We start from the raw sequence: 22,318 nt of genomic DNA, 5'->3' as shown, positions 1-22,318 counted from the left end.
CGACCTCGAATCCGACAACGGCGACATCACGGTGGAGGCTGACTCTGACGACCGCCTCACCTCGATTGCCGCCACCCTGGGCCTGAGCAGCGGCAGCGCTGGCGTGGCGGGCTCGGTGGGCGTGCTGGTGCTGCTCACCCAGACCCAGGCCACCCTGGCCGGCGGCAGTTCGCTCAACCGCACGCGCCTGATCGCCGGTGGCGACGTGACGGTGCGCGCCGAGGGCACGATGGACGCCTTCCTGCTGGCCGGCAGCGCGGCCTTCAGCGCCAGCAGCGCCGGGGTGGGCGTGGCCACCATCGTGCTGGTGCACGAAGACACCGTGCAGGCCAGCATTGGTGACTACGCCACGGTGGACACCAATGGCGCCAACGGACTGAGCGTGAGCGCCACCTCCAGCGAGGCGGTGGCCACCATCGCCGCCGCAGGCGCGGGCTCGGCCAGCAGCGCGGCGGTGGCCGGCTCGGTGGCGGTGACGGTGCTGACCGAAACCACCCGCGCCACCATCGGCGCCAACGGCGTGATCACCGCCGAGGTGGACGGCGCCACCCGCGACCCCGGCGTGGACGTGTACGCCGAGTCGCACAGCGAACTGCTGACCATTGCCGGCTCGCTGGCGGTCTCGGGCGGCAGCGCGGGCGTGGGCGCCGGCGTGAACGTGGCCACCCTCACCAAGACCACCGAGGCCCTGGTGGGCGCCAGCACCAGCGTGGACGCCGATGGCAACGTGGTGGTAGAGGCCGACAGCCGCGAAAACGTGGGCTCCTTCTCGGTGGCCGCGGGCGTGGGCAGCAGTGCCGGCATCACCGTCACCGCCGATGTGTTCGTGCTCACGCCCACCACCCGGGCGGCCATTGGCGCCAACGCCGACATCGACACCGACGCCAGCGTGCTGGTGCAAAGCAACGACGAGACCGAGCTGGACCTGATCGTGGGCGGCGTGGCCATTGGCGGCAGCGCCGGCGTGGGCGTGGCCGCAGGCGTGGCGGTGGTGAACAAGACCAATGAGGCCCTGATCGGCAATGGTGCCCAAGTGACCGGGCGAGGCGCCGACGTGGTGCTGGCCCGCGTGGGCGCGGCCAGCGAGAGCTACGTGGGTGGTGCGCCGCAAGACTACGAAACCCAGACCGCGGCCGGCAGCCGCCCGACCAAGGGCCAGCTTGAAGGCGGCGCGCCCTCGGGCCTGAGCCAGTTCAACGACCTGGACCAGGACGGCGCCGATGACGGTGCCGACAAGCAAGACCCCGGCCTGACCGGCCGGCGCGAATACAACGCCACCAAGAGCGCCGTGCGCGGGGTGGCCGTGTCGGCCAACAGCGAAGACGACATCGCCACCGTGGCGGTGAGCGTGGGCGGCGGCGGCTCGGTGGGCGTGGCCGTGGGCGCGGCGGTGAACGTGGTGGACGTGAAGACCAGCGCCGCCATCGGCACCGATGCCCGCATCAACCAGACCGGCACCGGCGTGGCCGGGCAGTCGGTGGCGGCGCACGCGGCCAGCGACTTCAACCACGTGGGCGTGGGCGCTGGCGTGGCCATTGCGGGCTCGGGCGCGGGCGCGCCGGGGGTGGACGTGTCGGTGCTGGACATCGAGACCTCGGCCAGCATTGGCGACCGCGCGGTGGTGAGCGCCGCCGATGACGTGGTGGTGAGCGCCGAGGCCAGCGAGAAAGTGCTGATCGTCTCGGCCGGCCTGGCCTTCAGCGGCACGGTGAGCCTGGCCGGTGGCGTGTCGGTGCTGTCGCTGGAAGACACCACCAGCGCCAGCATCGGCAACGACGCGGTGGTGAAGGCCGGCGGCGACGTGGCCGTGATGGCCAACGACGACACCCGCCTGACGGTGATCTCCGGCGCGGTGGCGGTGGGCGCGGCCGGGGCCGGTGCGGCCGGCTCGGTGGGCGTGACCAGCATGACCAAGGACACCACCGCCAGCATTGGCGACCGCGCGGTGATCGACGCGCGCGGCCAGGGCAGCGCGGGGGTGGACGACGTGCTCGATGGCACGGTGGGTGGCGCGGGCTTTGGCAGCGCCGACGACCGCCACGGCGTGGTGGTGCAGGCCACCTCCAGCGAGGCGGTGACGCACATCGCTGTGGCCGGTGGCGTGGGCTTGTACGCCGGCATCGCCGGTGGCGTGACGGTGACGCTGATCGACTCCGACACCATTGCCCGCATCGGCGCCAGTGCCCAGGTGAACCAGGGCTGGGCCGACTACCTCAGCCAGGGCGAGGCGGTGAGCGCCAGCCAGGGCGTGTACGTGAACGCGGGCAACCGCACCGACATCACCTCGTTCGCCGGGGCGCTGGGCGTGGGCCTGGTGGGCCTGGCCGGCGCGGTGGACTTCGGCAACATCCAGAACGACGCCGTGGCCCAGGTGGGCAACAACGCCAAGGTGCGCGCGCGCGGCGATGTGGAGGTGCACGCCGTGGCCGACCGCTCGCTCACCGGCTACACCTTCTCGGGTGCCGGCGGGCTGGTGGGCCTGGGGGCCTCGGTCTCGGTGTGGTCGGTGGGCGAGAACTTCTCGTCCGAGTACAAAGATTCCGAAAAAGGCGGGCAAGACTCGGCCAACGCCCTGCAAGGCGAAGGCGGCGCCAGCGCGGTGAGCGATGCCGGCGGCCAGGCCGAAGGCGGCGTGAGCGCCCTCACCGGCGAACTGGGCGGCTTCGGCGCGGGCGCCAACAGCAAGACGGCCGATTCGCGCGTGCAGGCCGGCATGCTGGACATCAACAGCCGCGTGACCAACCGCCAGTTCAGCCAGACCGACCTGACCAATGGCCTGAACGCCGCCATCTCGGGCGACCGGGGCACCACCGCCAGCGTGGGCGAAGGCGCCGAGGTGCGCGCGGGCGACGACATCGCCATCACCGCCAATGAGCGCATGGAAGTGGACCTGCTGCTGGGCAACCTGGGCGTGGGCCTGGTGGGCGCTGGCGCCTCGGTGGCGGTGCTCAATGTGTCGGGCCAGGTGAACGCCAAGGCACTGGGCAAGCTGCGGGCCGAAGACAGCATCACCGTGGGCGCGACCTTCGATCAGAACGTGGACGTGCTCTCGGTGGCGCTGCAAGGCGGCTTCGTGGGCCTGGGCGCGTCGGTGGTGGTGGTGAACGACACCAGCGCCGTGCGCACCCTGGTGGGCGACAACAGCGCCAGCACGGCAGCCGCCCTGGACGGCGCGCAGACGGTGGCCCTGAGCGCGCAGGCCGACCAGGAATTTCAGGTCTCGTCCACCGGCGTGCAGGTGGGCGCGGTGGCCGCGGGCGCCTCGTTCACCAAGGTGACGGTGGGCGACAGCGACGGTGGCACCAAAGAGGCCCTGGTGGCCGTGGCCAACAACGCGCAGATCGGCCAGGTGGACGCCATTGGCGACCTGACGATGAGCAGCCAGTCCACCATCGACGCCAACGCCGACACCTTCGCCCTGGCCGGTGGCGCGATCGCGGCCACGGTGAACTTCGCCTTCATCGAGATCAACACCGACACCCAGGTGTCGATGGGCGACAACGTGAAGGTGGACGCCACCGGCGCGCTGAGCCTGACCAACGAGACCAGCCACCGGGGCGAGGCCGATGTGTTCGCCCTCTCGGTGGGCCTGGGCGTGGTGGGCACCAGCTTTGCCGACACGCGCATCAACACCACGCTGGCCACCACCATCGGCAGCACGCCCGACATTCAGGCCGCCAGCCTGTCCATGCGCTCGCGCCACAACGTGAGCGACAGCGGCCGTGGCGCCTTTGCCACCGCCGAGGCCGCAGGCGGCGGCCTGTTCAGCGGCCAGGGCGCGGTGCCCGAGGCCCGATCCAACGCCACCGCGCTCACCCGCGTGGGCGCGGGCGGCAACATTGCCCTCACGGGCGACCTGGTGGTGGTCTCCAACGTGGCCAACTACGCCAAGGCCGACACCGATGTGTTCTCCTTCGGCGGCGCGGCCATCGGCGTGACCAAGACCGTGGCCGAGGCCAATGGTGGCGCCACCACCGAATTCGGGGCGAACGTGAGCGCCGCGCAAGACGTGCAGGTGGAGGCCTACGGCACCTCTGACGCGCGCGCCACTTCCGAGGCCGCCGCCGGCGGTGTGCTGGTGGGGGTGAGCGTGAACGACGCCAAGGCCACCGCCAGTCCCACGGTGAACGCCAGCATCCTGGCCAGCACCCAGATCAACGGCGTGCGCCACGTGACGGTGCGCGCCACGGGCGACGGCGAGGCAGACGCCCGCGTGGAGGGCATTGCCATCGGCGGCCTGCTGGGCGCGGGCTCGTCGGATTCGGAATCGACCGCCAGCCCCACGGTGAACGCGCTGATCGGCGCGGGCGCGCGCATCAGCGCCACCGGACTGGTGAGCGTGATCGCGCGCGGCGGCCCGCAAGACGGCGAGGGCTCGGGCTTTGTGATTCGCTCGGCCAACGCCGACGACGAGTCGCTGCAGGTGCTGGGCCACGGCCTGAGCACCGGGCAGGTGGTGGAGTACGTGGTGACCAATGGCACCACGGCCCAGGAAATTGCCGGTCTGGACCAGTTCCTGCCCGATGGCGTGGTGATCGAGATTCCCATCGTGGGCGACGTGGTGGTGAACGTGCACCGCCAGTACGGCGTGATCAACGTGACCGACGACCAGGGCAATGTGGACACCGACCGCATCTACCTGGGCGCCACCTTCGACACCGCCAACGTGGACAGCGCCACCGAGATCATCACCTTCGTGGCGCCACACAACTTCCTGGCCGGCGACCAGGTGCGCTACTACCCGGGCGACAACCAGGCCCTGGCCAACTTCGGCCTGCAAGAGGGCAAGCTGTACTTCGTGCAGCGCATCGACGACACGCGCATCCGCCTGGTGTATGGCGACTACGCCACCCAGGCCGAGCGCGATGCGGCCCGCGCCCGCGCCCTGAACCCCGATGCCTACTACAAGGCCTTTGACGCGGTGAACAGCGTCAACGGCGGGGCCAACACCATCACCATCACCGGCCACGGTTTCGACACCGGCGACCTGGTGATCTACGACGCGCCCGACCCCATCACCTTTGCCACCGGGCAGGTGGACGCCAGCGTCACCTACGACAACGGCCAGCTCAAGCTGGTGTTCCAGGACAACAACACCATCGTCTTCCTCGACGACGACGGCAACCTGTACGAACACGGCTTCGCCGACAACGAACTGGTGGTGTACCGCGCGGTGGATGCCGGTGGCGACCCCAGCAAGGCATCGGCCCTCACCGGCCTGGTCAATGGCGAGACCTACCGGGTGCGCGTGCTCAACGACTACGCCATCCAGATCGTTCGCAGCGAGCGCATCGTGCTGGACAACGTGGACTTCTTCCTCGACAACGGGGTGCAGAAGTTCCTGCGCAACGACACCGGCAGCTTCATTGCCGATGGCTTCACCAGCACCGAGGACGTGACCCTCTACTACGACCTGCTGAACCTGAACCTGGGCAAGTGGGACATCACCAGCGTGAGCACCAAGACGCTCACCGTGGGTGCCAGCCCCAACTTCCAGGCCACGCGCATCGCCGACAACTCCTTCACCTTTACCGCGCAGAACGGCAGCGACCTGGCCAGCATCACCTGGTCGGAGGGCAATTTCCAGAACGAAGGCTTCGCGGCCTTCCAGAGCATTGACGTGACGCGCAGCGGCGTGACCACGCAGTACGTGATCCAGTCGGTCTCGGGCAACCAGATCCTGCTGGCCAACGGTTCGGTGCTGGCCAATGGCACCGACGCGGCCGTGATTGACCGGGGCAACCTCAACAACATTGCCTTCGACCAGGACGCCATTGCCATCGGTCGCCCGCAGGACGTGCTGATCCCCGATCTGGCGCACCCCGAGGTCACGGAGCTGCGCGAGTCGAACGACACCCACACCCTGATCCGCCAGAAAGACCTGCCGCTCAGTGGCCTGCAAGACCAGCACAGCTACTACGTGCAGAAGATCGACAACAACACCATTCGCCTGTACCAGGACGCGGCTCGCACACTGGTGGCCGACATCGCGCAAGTGTCCGACCCCGAAGGCACCCGCACCCTCAACAGCCACCGCCTGGCCGAGTTCGCGGTGGACCTGGACACGGTGGAGTACATCACCGACGGCGTGCAGATCAACGCCCTGGCCGACACCATCACCTTCCTCAACGGCGGCCACAGCTACAGCAACGGCGACACGCTGCGCTACCGGCCTGGCGTGGGCATCGCGGCCGCCAGCGAAGGCGCTGACGCCGGCACCCTGTACTACGTGCGCGTGCTCGACGCCAGCACCATCCAGCTGGTGGACTCGCTGGCCAAGGCCACCAACCCCACCGCCTCGCTGGACGCCTTCACCCCGGCCGACGTGAACGACCAGAGCAACGCCATCACGCAGGTGGGCCACGGCCTGAACACGGGCGACGCGGTCACCTACATCGCCCCGGCACCGGCCACCGCCACCATGGCCGGCGTGAACGAGGCCGGCGACAGCATCACCTTCGGCTCGGCGCACGGCTTCGCCAATGGCGACAAGGTGCTCTACACCGTCAAGGACTTCGTCAACCCCGACCCGCGCGCCAACGACCCGGACGACCCCGACTTCACCGGCCTGCGCAACGACGGCGAACTCACCGCCATCGGCGGCCTGGCGAACAACAGCGTGTACCGGGTGAAGGTGGTCAACGCCACCAGCATCCAGCTCAAGGTGAACGACGTCGTCACCACCGACTACTGGTTCGTGCTGGACAACGGCGTGCAGAAACTGGTGCGCGCCGACCAGAAGAACTGGGCCGACAACGGCTTTGCCACCACGCAGGTGATCCAGATCAGCGGCGCACCGGGCTACAACGGCAGCTACACCATCAGCGCGCTCAGCGGCGCCACGCTCACCCTCACAGGCGGGCCCGATGTGCAGAACCAGCGCATCACCGACGAGTTCCAGTACATCCGCGGCGAAAACCCGGGCGACAAAGACCAGATCGTGTGGATCGGCGGCAGCGGCTGGACTGGCGAGGGCTTCGCGGTGGGCCAGCAGATCACCGTGGGCGCGGCCGGGCTGAACAGCACCGGCGCGGCCGAGACCTACACCATTGACGCCATCAGCGGCAACACGCTCACGCTGTCGGTGTCGCAGCGCCTCTACAGCGTGGCGTCTGACCTGTCCACCATCACGCGCGGCACGGTGAACGCCACGGTGGACGTGCCGGCGGTGATCCAGCTCGCGCGGCAGTACTACGACGCACCGGCCAACACCATTCTTGACCCCGACACCCATTCCTTCGTGCGCGTGCAGGACGTGGCCATTGGCGGCCTCACCAGCAACGCCACCTACTACGTGGACGTGATCGACGCCGACCACTTCCGCCTCAAGCTCAGCCCCAGCGCGGCCGGCGCCCTGAACCTGGCGCCGCGCGCCACCGACCCCGCCCTGCCCTTTGGCAACCACCACATTGGCAAGCTGGCGGTGGACCTGGTGGCCAACCAGGCCACGGCCTCGGTGCAGCAGTTGCGCATTGACCTGTCGGCCAGCTTCACCTACGTGAACGGCAGCAACCCGGTGCACAGCCTCACCGGGCCAGACGGGGTGTCGCTCAGCGAGCTGGTGCCCAACGCCGGCGACGGCATCACCACCGCCTACGCCAAGGGCTCGGGCGGCGGCTTCGTGGGCGTGAACGCCAACGAGGCCACGGTGGTGAGCAACCCCACGGTGAGCGCCGTGCTGGCGGCCACCCAGGTCACCACCAACGGCAGCGTGGTGGTGCAAAGCCTGGCCGAAACCAACACCACCGCCTACGCCACCAATGGCACCGGCGGCTTCGTGGCCGTGGGCTCGGCCAACGCCGACAGCGACCAGTACCTGCAGAGCACCGCCAGCATCGCCGACAACGCCTCGGTGGTGGCGCTGGACAGCGTGACGGTAGAGGCCGACGTGATCGCCCGCTCGGCCTCCACCACCCGCTCCAGCGCGGGTGGCTTCGTGGGCACGGTCTACCCCAACACCGACTACGCCGAAAGCGGCGGCAACGACCAGGACACCAACGACCTCAAGTTCGTCGCCATTGCCAGCATTGGCGAGAACGCCGTGGTGCGCGCCACCAACGGCCTGGCCCGGGTGGACGCCAACGCCTGGGTGAGCATCACCGGCAAGTCCACCGGCTCGGGCATTGGCTTCGGTGGCGATGCCAGCGCCGATGTGCAGATCGACGTGGCCAGCTCCAAGAGTGAAGTGACCATTGGGCAGAACGCCATTCTGGAAGGCAACCAGGTGCTGCTGAGCGCCACCATGGACAAGTTCTACGCCCGCGTGGAAGCCGATGGCCGCGGCGCTGGCTTCTATGGCGAGGGCACGGCCTATGCCGCGCTGTACGCCGACATCAACCTGAGCATCAACCTCATGACCGGGGCCAAGGTCACCGGCTGGGAAGGGGTGGACTTCATCACCCGCTACGACAACGTCGACACCCTCACCAAAACCTTCTCGCGCTCCACCGGCCTGTTCGGCTATGTGGACTCGACCACCCGGGCCAACATTCAGCTGCACTCGGCGGTGAACGGTGCCGCTGGCGCACTGGTGACGGCCGGTCCTCGCCCGCGCAGCGGCGAGGTGAGCGGCGACCCGCTGGGCCACCCCACCGGCACCGGCATTCCCGCAGGCAACGAGGAGCACCTGGCTTTCTACGTGTCCACCGCCAACGGCAGCATCTCCAACGAGGTGAAAGCCAGCACCAGCAAGCGATCACTGGCCCTTGGCGGTTCGAGCAAGTCGCCCGTGCCGGCCACGGTGGGCGACGAGATCGATTTCAGTTCTGACGTGCTCATCCTCTCCGGCCGCTCGCCCGAGCTGCTGGTGCGCGAGCTCAACATTGCCGAAGACGGCAAGATCGAAGTGGCCGTGGAAGTGACCGTGAAAGACGGCGGCACCGACAAGGGCCAGGGCCAGAACGTCAACGGCAGCGTGGTGGAGGTGAACGACATCACCAACCCCGGCCCGGGCGACGTGGTGTTCGTGTCGGCGGCCATCGCCGGCGCGGGTGGCACCTGGACCTTCCGCGAAACCCTCTCGCGCGTGAAGATCACCAACCGCTCCGACAAAGACCTGGTGATCAACGGCATCGACGTGACCGCCGGGGTCGATTCGCGCCCCATCATCTGGCTGGACCCGCGCGAGGCTGGCAACGGCGGCCTCTCCAGCTCGCTGTCGTTTGACATCGTGCAGGACGTGGCCCCCACCGTGATCGAGATCTTCAACCTCGGCCCGGACAGCGGCGCCGGTGCCACGCGCAACGTGTACCTGGACGGCACCATCAACAACCCCATCGGCACCACCTACGTGCGCAACGACGTGGGCTCGGTGTACGGCACCACCGACGCGGACTCGCTGGTGCGCACCAACATCCTGAAGATCGAGGCGCGCGACCACGTGGGCACCACCAGCGCCGGCACGCCCGCCCTGGGCATCGCCAACACGGTGGCGGCCGACCGGGTGAACGTGGACATCGTGGACGCCATGCTCAACGACAGCCAGGGCCTGCCCATCCCGGCCACGCTGCGCACCAACGAGGTCAACTTCACCACCAACCGCATCAACCTGGGCAACGGCAACCCGCTGGTCAATGGCCAGCTGGTGCAGTACCAGACGCTCTCCGGCTCGGCCATTGGCGGCCTGGTGAACGGCCGCTTCTACTACACCGTGGTGGACGACAACGGCCAGACCGTTGGCCTGGCCAACACCCTGGCCGACGCGCTGGCCGGCAACGCCATTGACCTGCTGCCCGGCGGCAGCCCCACCGACCGCCACTCGCTCACCGTGATGGAGCAGTTCACCGTGGACGCCGGCAACAGCGTGGCCATGGAACTGCGCGCCCTGCAGCGCATGGACGGCGCCGACTACGTGGTGGAGATCGACCGCGTGAAGGCCGGGCAAGACATTGACCTGCTGCTGCACTCCAGCCTGAACCAGGACACCAGCGGCCAGTACGGCGGCGTCTTCGTGAAGTGGGACAACACCATCGGCCAGAACCCCGACGGCGTGCTGCACTACACCTTCTTTGACATCCCCGACAACGACCGCATCGACCAGAGCCGCGGCGTGTTCGCCAGCGGCGAAACCAACCCGATCGCCTCCACCTACGACTTCCGGGGCCGCAACCCCGGCGCCCTGCCCAGCGGCGGGCGCTACGAATTGCCGGGCCTGCAGGCCGGCAACAACGTGAAGGTGGTGGCGGTGAACAACGCGGTGAACACCGAGAACCGCATGGTCAATGTGCTGGGCATCACCGAGCTGGCCGCCACGGGCGATCAACAGGGCGAGGGCCACCTCACCGTGCTCACCAACGGCTGGGTGGCGCTCACCGAGAAAACCGGCGACATGCGGGTGCAGAGCATCACCTCGATGTTCAAGGACGTGCTGCTCTACTCGCCGCAGGCCATCATCGACGCCACCTGGGACGCCAACACCACGTCCGACGTGGCCGGGCGAAACATCACCCTGGTGGCGGCCTCGGCCTTCATCAACCCCAACGCCAGCCAGGTGGCCGCGCAGGTGCTCAACCCCACCCTCACCCCCAACGGCGGCACGGGCGGCATCGGGCGCAACAACAACTTCCTGGAGATCAACGTCGCGCGGGCCGACAACAGCACCGGCGTGCTGCGCGCCTTTGACCTGGCCACGCAGAACAACACCCAGGGCATCTTCCTGGACGAGATGAGTGGCGACCTGCTGGTGCACACGGTGAGCACGTCTGAAAACGTGTCGCTGCGCACCAAGGCCGGCTCGGTGTTCGACCGCCAGGCGGGTGAGGCCGCCAACGTGCTGGGCCAGAGCATCGACATCGACGCCAACGGCGGCGCCATCGGCGAAGACGGCAACGACCTGAAGATCGACAGCCGCCGCTCGTCCAGCGCCTTCGCCAGCGGTGCGGCGCTGAACACGCCCGATGGCACCGACGGCAGCGTGGGTGGCTTCATCGACACGCTGCGCCAAGACCTGAACAACGAAAGCCTGGACGACGTGGCCCTGGAGGCCCAGGGCAGCATCTACCTGACCGAGGTGGACGCCGAGCTGCGCCTGCTGCTGGCCCACAGCTACGAGGGCAACATCCGCCTGACCGTGCGCGAGAGCGCCGACCTGGACGAGCACCTGCTGCTGGTGGGCCACGGCACCGCCCGCTTTGCCGAAGACGGCAGCACCCTGCCCGGCAACCAGCTGGATGCCGAGCGCGTGGTGGCCCAGGGCCAGGTGCTGGCCGAGAAGGGCTGGGTGGAACTGCTGGTGGGCGACAACGTGTTCACCGACGAAAACACCGCCATCCTGGCCGCCCTGGCCGTGACCCTGCGCGGCGACCACGGCAACGCCGACCCGAACCGGGGCACCAACATGGTCTTGCGCGGGCGGCTGATCGCCGGCGCCAACGTGACATTGGGCAACCAGACGGGCGCCAACCCCATGGGCACGGCCGCGCCCACGCTCACCGCGCCGCAGCACCTGTTCCAGGTGTTTGGCGGCAGCGACGTGGACACCATCCAGTTCGGTGACCCCAGCGGCATCGCCGGTGGCACCAACAACGGCACCGCCAGCGGCGACGCGTCTGACGGCTATGTGTTCGTGGGCAGCAAGACCCGGGTATACGGGTCGGCCGACGACAGCGTGGCCGTGGGCGACCGGGCCAACGACGGCGAGGACCGCTTCCGCGTGTACTACCTGCAAGACAGTGCCACCCGCACCTCGCCCGAGACGGCCAGCGTGGTGGCCCAGCACACGCTCACCCTGGACGGCCAGGCCGGCAGCGACAGCTACTTCATCCACACCACCGGCTCGAATGCCGGCAGCGCCGCCCTGGAGCGCAACTACATCATCAACCTGCTCGACCGTGGCCAGGAAGACGACGGCGTGGACGAGGCCTTCGTCTACGGCTTCGATGCGCCGGCCGACAAGACCACCACCGACGACATCTTCCTGCTGCGCGCGGGCCAGTTCATTCCGGGCGAAGACCCGGCCAAGGTCAGCCAGCCGGGCTACGTGGCCTTGCTGCACGGCCAGCTCAGCACCTACGAAGACGTGCTGCCGGGCAACGAAAGCTCGAAAGAGGTGCAGCGCATCAACTACGACCGGGGCCTCAACGGGCGACTGGTGATCGAAGGCCGGGGCGGCAACGACGCCTTCTTCAGCGACGACGCCACCGTCATCACCACGCTGGACGGCGGCGCCGGCGCCGACACCTTCCAGATCGGCCAGGTGTTCGGCAGCAACCGCAACCAGGCCGAGGGCAACCTGCTGGCCGAAGACGTGTTCGCCAACCTGGTGGCCACCACGCGCGGCTGGCTGTCGGCCGGCACCAGCGCACCCATGGTGGCGCAGGGCGGCACGGGCAACGACGTGTTCCGCGTGTACTCGAACCAGTCGGCCCTGCGGCTGGAGGGCGACGACGACAACGACCTCTTCATCGTGCGCGCCTTTGCCCTGGCCGCCACGGTGGACTTCGACTGGAACAACGACGGCGTGCGCGACCAGAAAGACCTGGACGCCGGCGTGGCCGTGCTCAAGGAACTGGACCGCCTGTTCCAGCTGGGCAACAGCGTGGCCGCCTCCATCACCGCGCTGAACCTGCCCGGCGTGCTGGGCAATGCCCAGCCGCTGGCCGACTACAAAGACGCCTTGCTGACGCGCATCAACGCCTTGCCCGCCCCGCCGGCTGGCGTGAGCCCGTTCGACGTGAACCGCGACACCACCATCAACTACGTTGACCTCAACCTCACCCGGGGCAACGTGAGCGACGACACCATCGTGCTCGATGCCGACGGCGTGGCCTCGCCCCAGATCGGGCGCGGCTTCTCGGTGGCGCAGGCGCCCGATATCCGCACCGGCGGCGGCAACGACGAGGTGCGCTACAACGTGAACGCCCCGGTCTCGGTGGACGGCGGCGCCGGCTTTGACAAGCTGGTGATCCTGGGCACCGAGTTCGCCGACGACATCGTCATCACCAAGAAGGGCATCTACGGCGCCGGCCTGAACGTGAGCTACACCACCATCGAGGTCGTGGAGGTGGACGGCCTGGAGGGCGATGACCGCTTCTTCGTGCAGTCCACCGAGTTCGGCGTGGCCTACCGCGTGATCGGCGGCCTGGGCTCGGACACCATCAACGTGGCCGGCGACGTGACCGAAGACATCGTCACCCGCGAACTCGAAGGCGCCTCGGGCTGGACGGAGCACCTCGTCACGTCTGACGACTTCCTCTACAACGGCCTGCTGATCGACGGCATCGACTACAACGTGCCGGTGCCCGGCGAGGGCCTGGTGGTCATCAACGAAGAAACCGGTGGCGCCACCAACGGCCGCACCGAGGTGCAAGAGATCACCGGCAACGGCATGACCGACTTCTACACCGTGCGCCTGGCCAAGCAGCTCACGGGCAGCGAGGTGGTGTACGTCACCGTGTCGGCCGCCCGGTCCAACCAGGAAGAGCGCGACGGCTACGACCTCAACGACGACCCGCTGTTTGACGGCAATGGGGACACGATCTGGCTGTCCGAGGTGGACCCGGGCGCCCTCGTCACCGATGCCGACTTCCAGCGCTTCATCCAGGTCAACGGCATCAACACCCCGGTGGCCAACCGCGCACTGGTGCTGAAGTTCGACGCCAGCAACTGGAACCAGGAGCGCAAGGTCTTTGTGTACGCGCCCGATGACCCGCGCGCCGAAGGCGAGCGCGTGGTGGTGGTGCAGCACTCGGTGATCTCCAACGTGCCGGTGTACGACAGCATTGACGTGCGCAACGTCGAGGTCACGGTGAAAGACAACGACACCCCCGGGGTGCAGATCATCGAACTCGACGCCACCGCCTACACCAACCTGGGCACCATCAACCCGGCCACCGACGCGCTCATCAGCGACGGCCGCACCTTGGTGATCGAAGGCAACGCCACCACCGGCCTGCGCGACGCCTTCGTGGTGAAGCTCACCCGCGCGCCGCAGCCGGGCGACAGCATCGCCATCCAGGTGGGCTTCGATGTGCCCGGACAGGACGCGATGTCGCTCACCAGCGCCAAGGCCAAGCTCAGCTCCAGTGGCTTCGTGGCCGGCACCCAGACCCTGCTGTTCACCAGCGCCAACTGGGACAAGGGCTATGTGGTGGTGGTGGAGGCGCACGACGACGACGTGCCCGAAGACGCCGAGACCGCCGTGCTGCGCCTGGAGATCGACCCGGCCCGCAATGTGGACGCCGACGGCGACTACGTGCTGCCCAACCTGCGCGCCAACCCCGCCTTCTTCGATGTGGAAGTCATCGACAACGAAACCGAAGGCTCGGTGGTGCTGGAGAGCGGTGGCAGCACGGTGCTCATCAAAGACGGTGTGGACACCGACACCTACACCATCCGCCTCACCCGCCCCATCGAGGCCGGCAAGACGGTGCAGGTGGCCGTGCTCACCGACGGCCTGGCCGACGTGGCCAATGTGCTCGACGGCAACGGCAACCCGCTGAACCCGGCCTACCAGACGGTGGGTGCCATCCGGCCCACGCTGCGCTTTGACGGCAGCCTGGTGTTCGCCAACGGCGGCGGCCTGGCCACCCTCACCCGCGGCACAGGGGCCGACCTGGGCAGCTTCATCGACGAAGGCTGGCGCGTGGGCGAGCAGCTTCGCATCGGCGGTGCCGGTGCCGGGCGCGACGGCGACTACGTGGTCACCAACGTGAGCGCAGACGGCCAGACCCTCACGCTGGACCGCGCCTTTGCCAGCGCCACCACCACCGAAATCGCCAACGTGGACCTTTCGGTGCTCTCGCCCGAGGGCGTGTGGAAGGGCCACGTGACGCTGGAAGAAAACGTCAAGGACGAGTTGCTCTCGCTCAAGGCCGGCGCCGACGTGTTCGTGGACCGCCTGCTGCGAGACGCCACCGGCAGCATGGAAGGCTGGCTGGCCGAGGGCTTCCTGGAAGGCCAGCGCGTGCGCATCTTCGAGCTGGACGCCAGCGGCCAGCGCACCGGGCAGTTCATCGACCTGAAGATCGCCATCATCCGCGGCGACAACGACACCTTCGACAACCGCCTGCAGTTCACCCTGGAGAACGCCGGCCCCATGCCCGCCTGGCTGGCCAACGCGAATGGCGCGAACGTGGAGGTGAACCGCATCGCCAAGGTCATCACCTTTAACAGCACCGAGGGCGATGCCAGCGCCTGGCACCAGAACCTCACGGTGGTGCTCAAGGCCGACACCTTCTTCGACGTGCCCTCGGTACGCGAAGGCGTGAAGATCTTCCCGGTGACCGGGCACTACCTCTCCAACATCCGTGGCCCGCTGGCCGTGGAAGGCGGCCCCGCGGGCGCCGACCGCTCACTCACCAACGGCGTGAAGCTGCCAGGCGAGAAAGACGGCTTCCTGATCGCCATCGGCGCGCAGGCCCCCGAGAGCCAGCAGATCGACGTGCTCAACGTCTTCAACGACTCCAGCAAGGCCAACACCCGTGGCGTGCTGACGCAGACCAACCTCAGCGGCTTCAACATGGCCGAGACGCTGGACTTCACCAAGCTGGTCTACGGCCTGGACGAGGCCGACGCCGCCACCTTCGGCGAAAGCCTGGTGGTGCCCGGCGGCATCAGCTTCGGCAAGGTGAACTTCGGCTCGGGCGGCATCGGCACCGATGCCCAGCAGTCCACCATCGAAGTGCTCAACGTGATGCTGGGCGAGGGCAATGACCGGCTTGACATCCAGGGCACGCTGCAACCTGCGCCCTTTGTGCAGGCACAGAACGTGTTCACCTTCGCCAACACGGGCTTCGTGAACGACAACGGCCAGGTGATCGGCCAGGGCACCATCACCCGCGCCGGCTTTGACTGGAAGGCACAAGGCTTCCTGGTGGGCCAGCTCATTCAGGTGGACGGCGTGGCCGGCCAGTGGCGCGTGGTGGCCATTGAAGACGCCATCGAGTACGTGGATGGCCTGGGCAACCCCATCCTGAACCCGGCCACTGGCAAGCCCTACCGCGACCCCAACGACAACTCCATCCTGGTGGTGCAGCGCGTCAACGGCGGCCCGGCCCTGCCCACGCCCAGCGGCGAGGTGCGCATCACCGCGCTGGACGCGCTGGTGCTGGTGAGCGGCCAGGCCGTGGCGGTGAGCAACGCCAGCGCCACCGGCGGCACCTTGAGCAAGACCGGCAAGACCTGGAGCGAAGAAGGCTTCCTGGCCGGCCACCTCATCACCCTGCGCACCACGCAGGGCGACCAGCAATACCGCGTGTTGTCGATCTCGGCCAACGGCTTTGACATGACGCTCGAAGGCGCAGGCCTGGCCAACGGGGCCCTGGCCTACCAGGCCCTCTTTGTGCAAGGCCCGCACGGCGGCCTGACCGTGACGCACGGCGGCGGCAACCGCTGGATCGCCACCGACGGCACCTTCAACGTGGGCACCACCACCGTCACGCACAACGGCCAACAGGTGGCGGGCATCACCCTCACCCGCACCGACGGCCGCAGCTTCACCGACGACCAGTACGCGGTAGGCCAGTACATCCAGATTGGCAACGGCGCGCACACCTACCTGGTGAAGGCCGTGGGCGACGCCACCTGGACCGGCCCCGGCACCCAGCCCTTCGACGGCTGGGGCACTGGCTCGGTGCTGGTGCTGATGCCCACCCAGGGCACGCCCATCGCGGCCGGCGCCAACCAGGGCCTGCACATCCACGTGGCCGAGGCCCTGCGCACCACCGTGACCGAAAGCGTGGTGGTGCAACTGGAAGACTTCAACCCGCACCTGCTGGTGGACGACCTGCGCAGCACCATCACCCGCACCGGCCAGACCTGGCAAGACGCCGGCTTCTTCGTGGGCCAAGTGGTCTATGTGGAAGGCTATGCCGGTGGCTTTACCGTGGCGCAGATCCTCAACAGCGGCAGCGGCGCCAGCCTGAGCAGCAAGCTGGTGCTGGCCGATGCGGCCCTGACCCAGTGCGGCTGCGTGGGCCCCAAGACCATCACCGTGTTCGGCTACGACGTGCGGCGTGACGGCGGCATGCGCGTGGGCGGCGACCACTTCGTGGTCACGGGCGGTGCCGGCCCCAACAGCCCGCTGGTGATCTATGGCGACACCAGCCAGGACGGCGTGTGGTACTCGGGCCGGGCGCAAGACCGCCTGGGCCTGGAGTTCGGCGAGAAGCCGTTCGACCCCTTCCCCAACCTGCCGGACGAAGAGAACGAAGACGACGAGTGGATTTTCCCCGTGGCCAATCCCTACAAGCTGGCGGGCCACGACATCATCGACGCCAGCGCCCTGTTCGCCGGCATGACCGATGCCCAGCTGGCCGCCGCTGGCATCACCGTGGGCATCACCGCCTACGGCGGCGCGGGCAACGACCTGATCATTGGCAGCCAGGCCGGTGACCACCTGGCTGGCGGCTCGGGCGACGACACCATTCGCGGCCAGCGCGGCAGCGACCACATCTATGGCGACAGCGGCGTGAACGTGAACATCCTCACCCGCGCACTCGACATCGCCACCAGCGACCGCAGCCCCGCGCCCTCGGTGGACCCGGCCACCCCCAAGGCCGACAGCACCTTCAAGCCCGCGCCCTCGCCGGTGCGCGATGACCTGACGGCCGGGCGCGACGTGCTGGAGGGCAACGGCACTGCCCTGCCCGACCTGCCCAACATCGTGTTCGGCGACCACGGCCAGGTCATCCAGTACGTGTCCGACCCCAACCTGCCTGACCTGCCCGGCGGCCCGCTGCTGCAGAAGATCCAGACCACCAGCCTGGGCTCGGTGCTGGCCATCGTGTCGGTGGAGCTGCAAAACGGCGACGACGACACCATCCGTGGCACCGACATCGCCGACATCCTGATCGGCGGCGCGGGCCATGACATGCTCGACGGCAAGGGCGGCGACGACCTGATCTTTGGCGACAACGTGCGCCTGTACCGCAATGGCGGCGACGACGGCAACCTGCTGGACGACATCGCCAGCCTGCGCTTCCAGAGCCTCTACGGCACCCTGCTCTACAGCCGCACCGACCGCATCGACTCGACGTCACTGGGCGCGGCCTACGCAGCCCTGGCGCCCACCATCAACGAAAACACCAGCGGCCAATTGCTCACCAACGGCGTGGCCCGCGACTACCGCGACCCCAACGGCCCGCAGTGGTGGGCCGAGTACCGCATCGACTACGCCGACCTGCACACCTTCGCGGTAGAGGCCGGCCAGGAGGGCGCAGGCAGCTTTGGCAACGACTACATCGCCGGTGGCGCCGGGCACGACCAGATCTTTGGTCAGCTCGGGCACGACGTGATCCAGGGCGATGGCTCCATCGAAAGCGCAGCGGCCGGTGGCGCACACGTGGGCGCGGCCCGCGCCCAAGGCACGCTGGACGACCCGGTGGGCGCGCTGAAGGTGGTGGCCAGCCAGGACAACGCCGCCACCGACGGGCAGGACTACATCGAAGGCGGCGGCGGTTGCGACGTGATCTTCGGCAACCTCGGCCAGGACGACCTGGTGGGCGGCTCATCGAGCTTCTTCAGCCTGACCAGCGCCAACAGCCGGCCCGACGATGACGACTTCCTCTTCGGCGGCTCGGGCACGCAGATCTCGCGCAATAACGCGCTCAACGCCGACGGCTCCCTGTCCGACAGTGGCACGGCGTCGGCCCGCCACGCGGCCGATGCCGACACCATCGTGGGCGACAACGGCAACATCGTGCGCATCGTGGGCATCAACGGGCAGGACGTGAACACCAACAACCCGGCCAAGCCCAACTACGTCACCTTCAACTACGACATCTACGCCGGCGAGAAGATCGTGGTGCGCGGCGTGAGCCTGCTCGACTACACCCCGGGCGGCCCCGACTTCAAGCCCGACGACTTCTACCTGCCCACCGGCGAGGCAGGCGAGGTGATACCCGCTGGCATGCGCGCCGAGTTCGGCCTCTATGCCCGCCACGACATCGGCGGCCACGACGAGGTGCACGGCGAAACCGGCGACGACACCATCTACCTCGGCGGCGGGGCCGACATCGCCTTCGGCGACGCCGAAGACGACGACATCATCGGCGGCTGGGGCGCCGACTGGATCTCCGGCGGCACCGGCGAAGACGGCGTACTCGGCGACGACGGCCGCATCTTCACCAGCCGCAACACCGCCGACGCCGCCAAGGCCGAATCGCTCTACGGCGTGCTACCCCTGCTCGCCAGCGACCCCGACACCCGCACCAGCCAGGGCGACGTGCTCAACGAGTTCATCTCCACCCCCGGCTCGGTGCAGACCGAGACCATCAACATCGGTGGCGAGATCAAGAAGTCGGTGGACCTCACGCCGCACCTGCTGGTACCCGAGAGCGAGCGCCCCAACAGCGACCCGCTCACCGTGCAGCTCTTTGCACCGCTGTTCGCCGACGACATCATCTTCGGTGGCCTGGGCGACGACTTCCTGCACGGCGGCTCGGGCAACGACGCCATCAGCGGCGCCGAGGCCCTGAACGAGTCGTACACCGTGCGCTTCGGCAGCGAGGTGAACACCGGCCAGCTCGAGCAGCAGGTCACCCCGGTCAGCGGCCTGGTGCGGGTGGACTTCAACCGCCCCTGGAACCCCGGCAACATCCTGTACTTCGGCGACGACACCAACCCGTGGAATTCGCCCAAGCCCATCGTGCCGCGCCTGGGTGAGTTCTTCCTGTACGACGAGTACGACCCGCGCCGCCTCATCCTCTTCCACGCCAGCGGCGAGGTGTGGGACGACAGCAACCCGCTGGGCGCGGGCCAGCAGCTCACCGACCTGAAGCAGTACTTCCTGAACTTCGCGGAAGACGAGGGCGTGAAGATCGCGGGCTACACCCAGTTCAACAACAACGGCACGCCCATCACCAGCTCGCTGCAACAGCGCGAGAGCGACGGCCGCGACGCCATCTTCGGTGACCTGGGCAACGACTGGGTGGTGGGCGGCACCGGGCGCGACCACCTCTACGGCGGCTGGGGCAATGACCTGCTCAATGGCGACGACGTGATGGGCGGGCGCAACGCCAGCTACAACACCGCCACCGGCACCGTGGTCTACAGCAAGACCTACGACACCACCGGCGGTCTGAACGACGTGCCCGACACCCACCCCTCGTACGAAGACCGCGTGTTCGGCGGCGCGGGGCTGGACATCCTGATCGGCAACACCGGCGGCGACCGGCTGATCGACTGGGTGGGCGAGTTCAACAGCTACCTCGTGCCCTTCTCGCCCTTCGGCATCGCCACGGTGAGCCGCCAGGTGCCACCGCACCTGTTCGACTTCCTCTACGCCCAGGCCTTCAGCGACGGCGGCGACATCACCCGCACCGCCGACACCGGCGACAGCAACGGCACCGACCGCTACAGCAACGTGAACAAGCTCTCGGGCGGCGTGAACAGCGAGATCGGCCTGATCACCCAGCAAGACCACGGCTACTGGCAAGACCAGACCGGCGGCCCCACCGACCCGCAGGCCGGCAACATCCCCGGCGGCCGGCGCGACGTGCTGCGCACCGCCACCTTCAACGACGGCACCATGGACGTGTTCGCGGTGGACGCCGGCAAGTTCAGCGTGAGCGGCGGCAAGATGGTGGCCTCGGCCGACAGTGGCACCACCCAGGCCGCGGCGGTGTACTACCTCGACAACTACCTGCCCTCGTACTTCGAGATCAGCGCCACCATCACCGCCGACAAGCCCACCGGCACCTGGAAGGCCAACGCCTACGTCATCTTCGACTACCAGTCGCCCAGCGACTTCAAGTACGCCGGCATCAACGTCTCGACCAACCAGATCGAGATGGGCTACCGCGACGCCAGCGGCTGGCACATGGTGGTCAAGTCCAACAAGCCGGTGCAACTCAAGCCCGGCACGGCCTACGACATGCTGGTGGCGGTGAACGGCACCAACGTCACCGTGTCGGTGGCCGGGGTGAACTGGTTCACCTACACCTTCGCCCCGCGCATGGAAGACGGCGAGGCCCAACCCCTGAGCCACGGCCTGGTGGGCTTCGGCCTGGACGGCTCCAAGGGCACGGTGGACAACTTCACCGTGCAGGTGCTGCCGCCCGACTGGACGCTCAACATCACCGACGGCCAAGACAGCAGCACCGGCCTGCTCGACGGTGGCGCCACCACCGGCACCTGGACCGAAGCCGGCGGCTTCACCACCGTGAGCGCCCCGGCCAACACCAACGCGCTGCGCCTGGCCAACCTGGGCACCGAGATCGCGGCCGACTCCATCATCGAACTGGAGGCCAAGCTCAAGATCACCAGCGCCAGCGGCCTGGCTGGCATCGCCTTCGACGTGTACAGCAGCACCGACTTCAAATTCGTGGCGGTGGACGAGGCAGGCGACCGCATCCTGGTGGGCCACCACAGCAACCGCGACGGCTGGGTGATCGACCGCAGCTTCGCCCGCACCATTGCCGCCGGGGCCGACGTGACGCTCAAGCTGGTCTCCAACGGCGCCTCGCTCAGCGTGTACGCCAACGGCTCGCTGGTGGGCAGCCACGCCTTCAACGCGGCTCTGGTGGACGGCAACTTCGGCCTCATGGCCCGCGGTGCCAGCGCCCAGTTCGACAGCTTCACCCTGCGCGCCAACGACCGCGCCCTGGCGGGCTACACCCTGCCCCAGGCCAGCACCGTGCAACTGCTGCAGGCTGACAGCGTGGGCCAGGGCACCCACGGCCCCGCGCTAACGGCCGAGCAGGCGCAAAGCCTGTTCGATGCCGCCGTGCGCCGGCTCGACCTGGGCGACGACCCGGCCCTGCTGGCTGCGCTCTCCCGGGTGCACCTGCGCATCGAAGACCTGGGCGGCGCGGCCATCGCCAGCTGGCACGACGACGGCGTCATCACGCTGGACATCGACGCCGCCGGCCACGGCTGGTTCGTTGACCTCACCCCCGACGCGGACGAAGAGTTCGACCCCAGCGGCTTCGCCCTGCCGGGCCTGGCCGCCCAGCGCATGGACCTGCTCTCGGCCCTGGTGCACGAGCTGGGCCACGCCACTGGTCTGCACCACGGCGACACGCCCTGGATGGCCGACACCCTGGCCACCGGCCAGCGCAGCGCCCCCGCCTACGGCCTGCCGCTCACCCCGGTGGTGCCCAGCGTGCCGCCGCACGGCCTGTGGCCCTATGGCCTGCCGCTGATGGCCGCGCCCGAGGCCACGGCCGCCACCGCCCGCGCCCCCGCGCCCAGCATCGACTGGACGCTGGGCGGCGCCCAGGCCGCGGCCCTGGCCACGGCGCCCGCTGGCAAGGGCAACTGGGTGCGCGACTTCACCCAGCACCTGGGCCAGGGCGAGGCGCAGCGCAACCCCAACGCCAGCCTGCGGGTGCAACTGCCCGTCAGCGCCAGCGCCGCGCCCAAGGCCACCCTGCGCTGA

Annotated in this window: 1 protein-coding gene (running past one end of the window); it reads left to right on the top strand. The window is 68.5% G+C overall.

Annotation, left to right across the window (positions count from 1 at the left end):
- On the top strand, positions 1 to 22,318 hold the 3' portion of the coding sequence (locus ACE3RQ_RS02310) for an LEPR-XLL domain-containing protein (RefSeq protein ID WP_374519492.1). The gene continues 10,067 nt to the left of window position 1, outside the view; 22,318 of the gene's 32,385 nt are visible here — the last part of the coding sequence; the start codon falls outside the window, past its left edge; it ends in the stop codon at positions 22,316 to 22,318.

The sequence above is a fragment of the Hydrogenophaga sp. genome, assembly GCF_041913525.1.
GTDB lineage: Bacteria > Pseudomonadota > Gammaproteobacteria > Burkholderiales > Burkholderiaceae_C > Hydrogenophaga.
The sequence above is the reverse complement of the archived record's forward strand: the minus strand, read 5'-3'. Positions and strand labels throughout refer to the sequence as shown.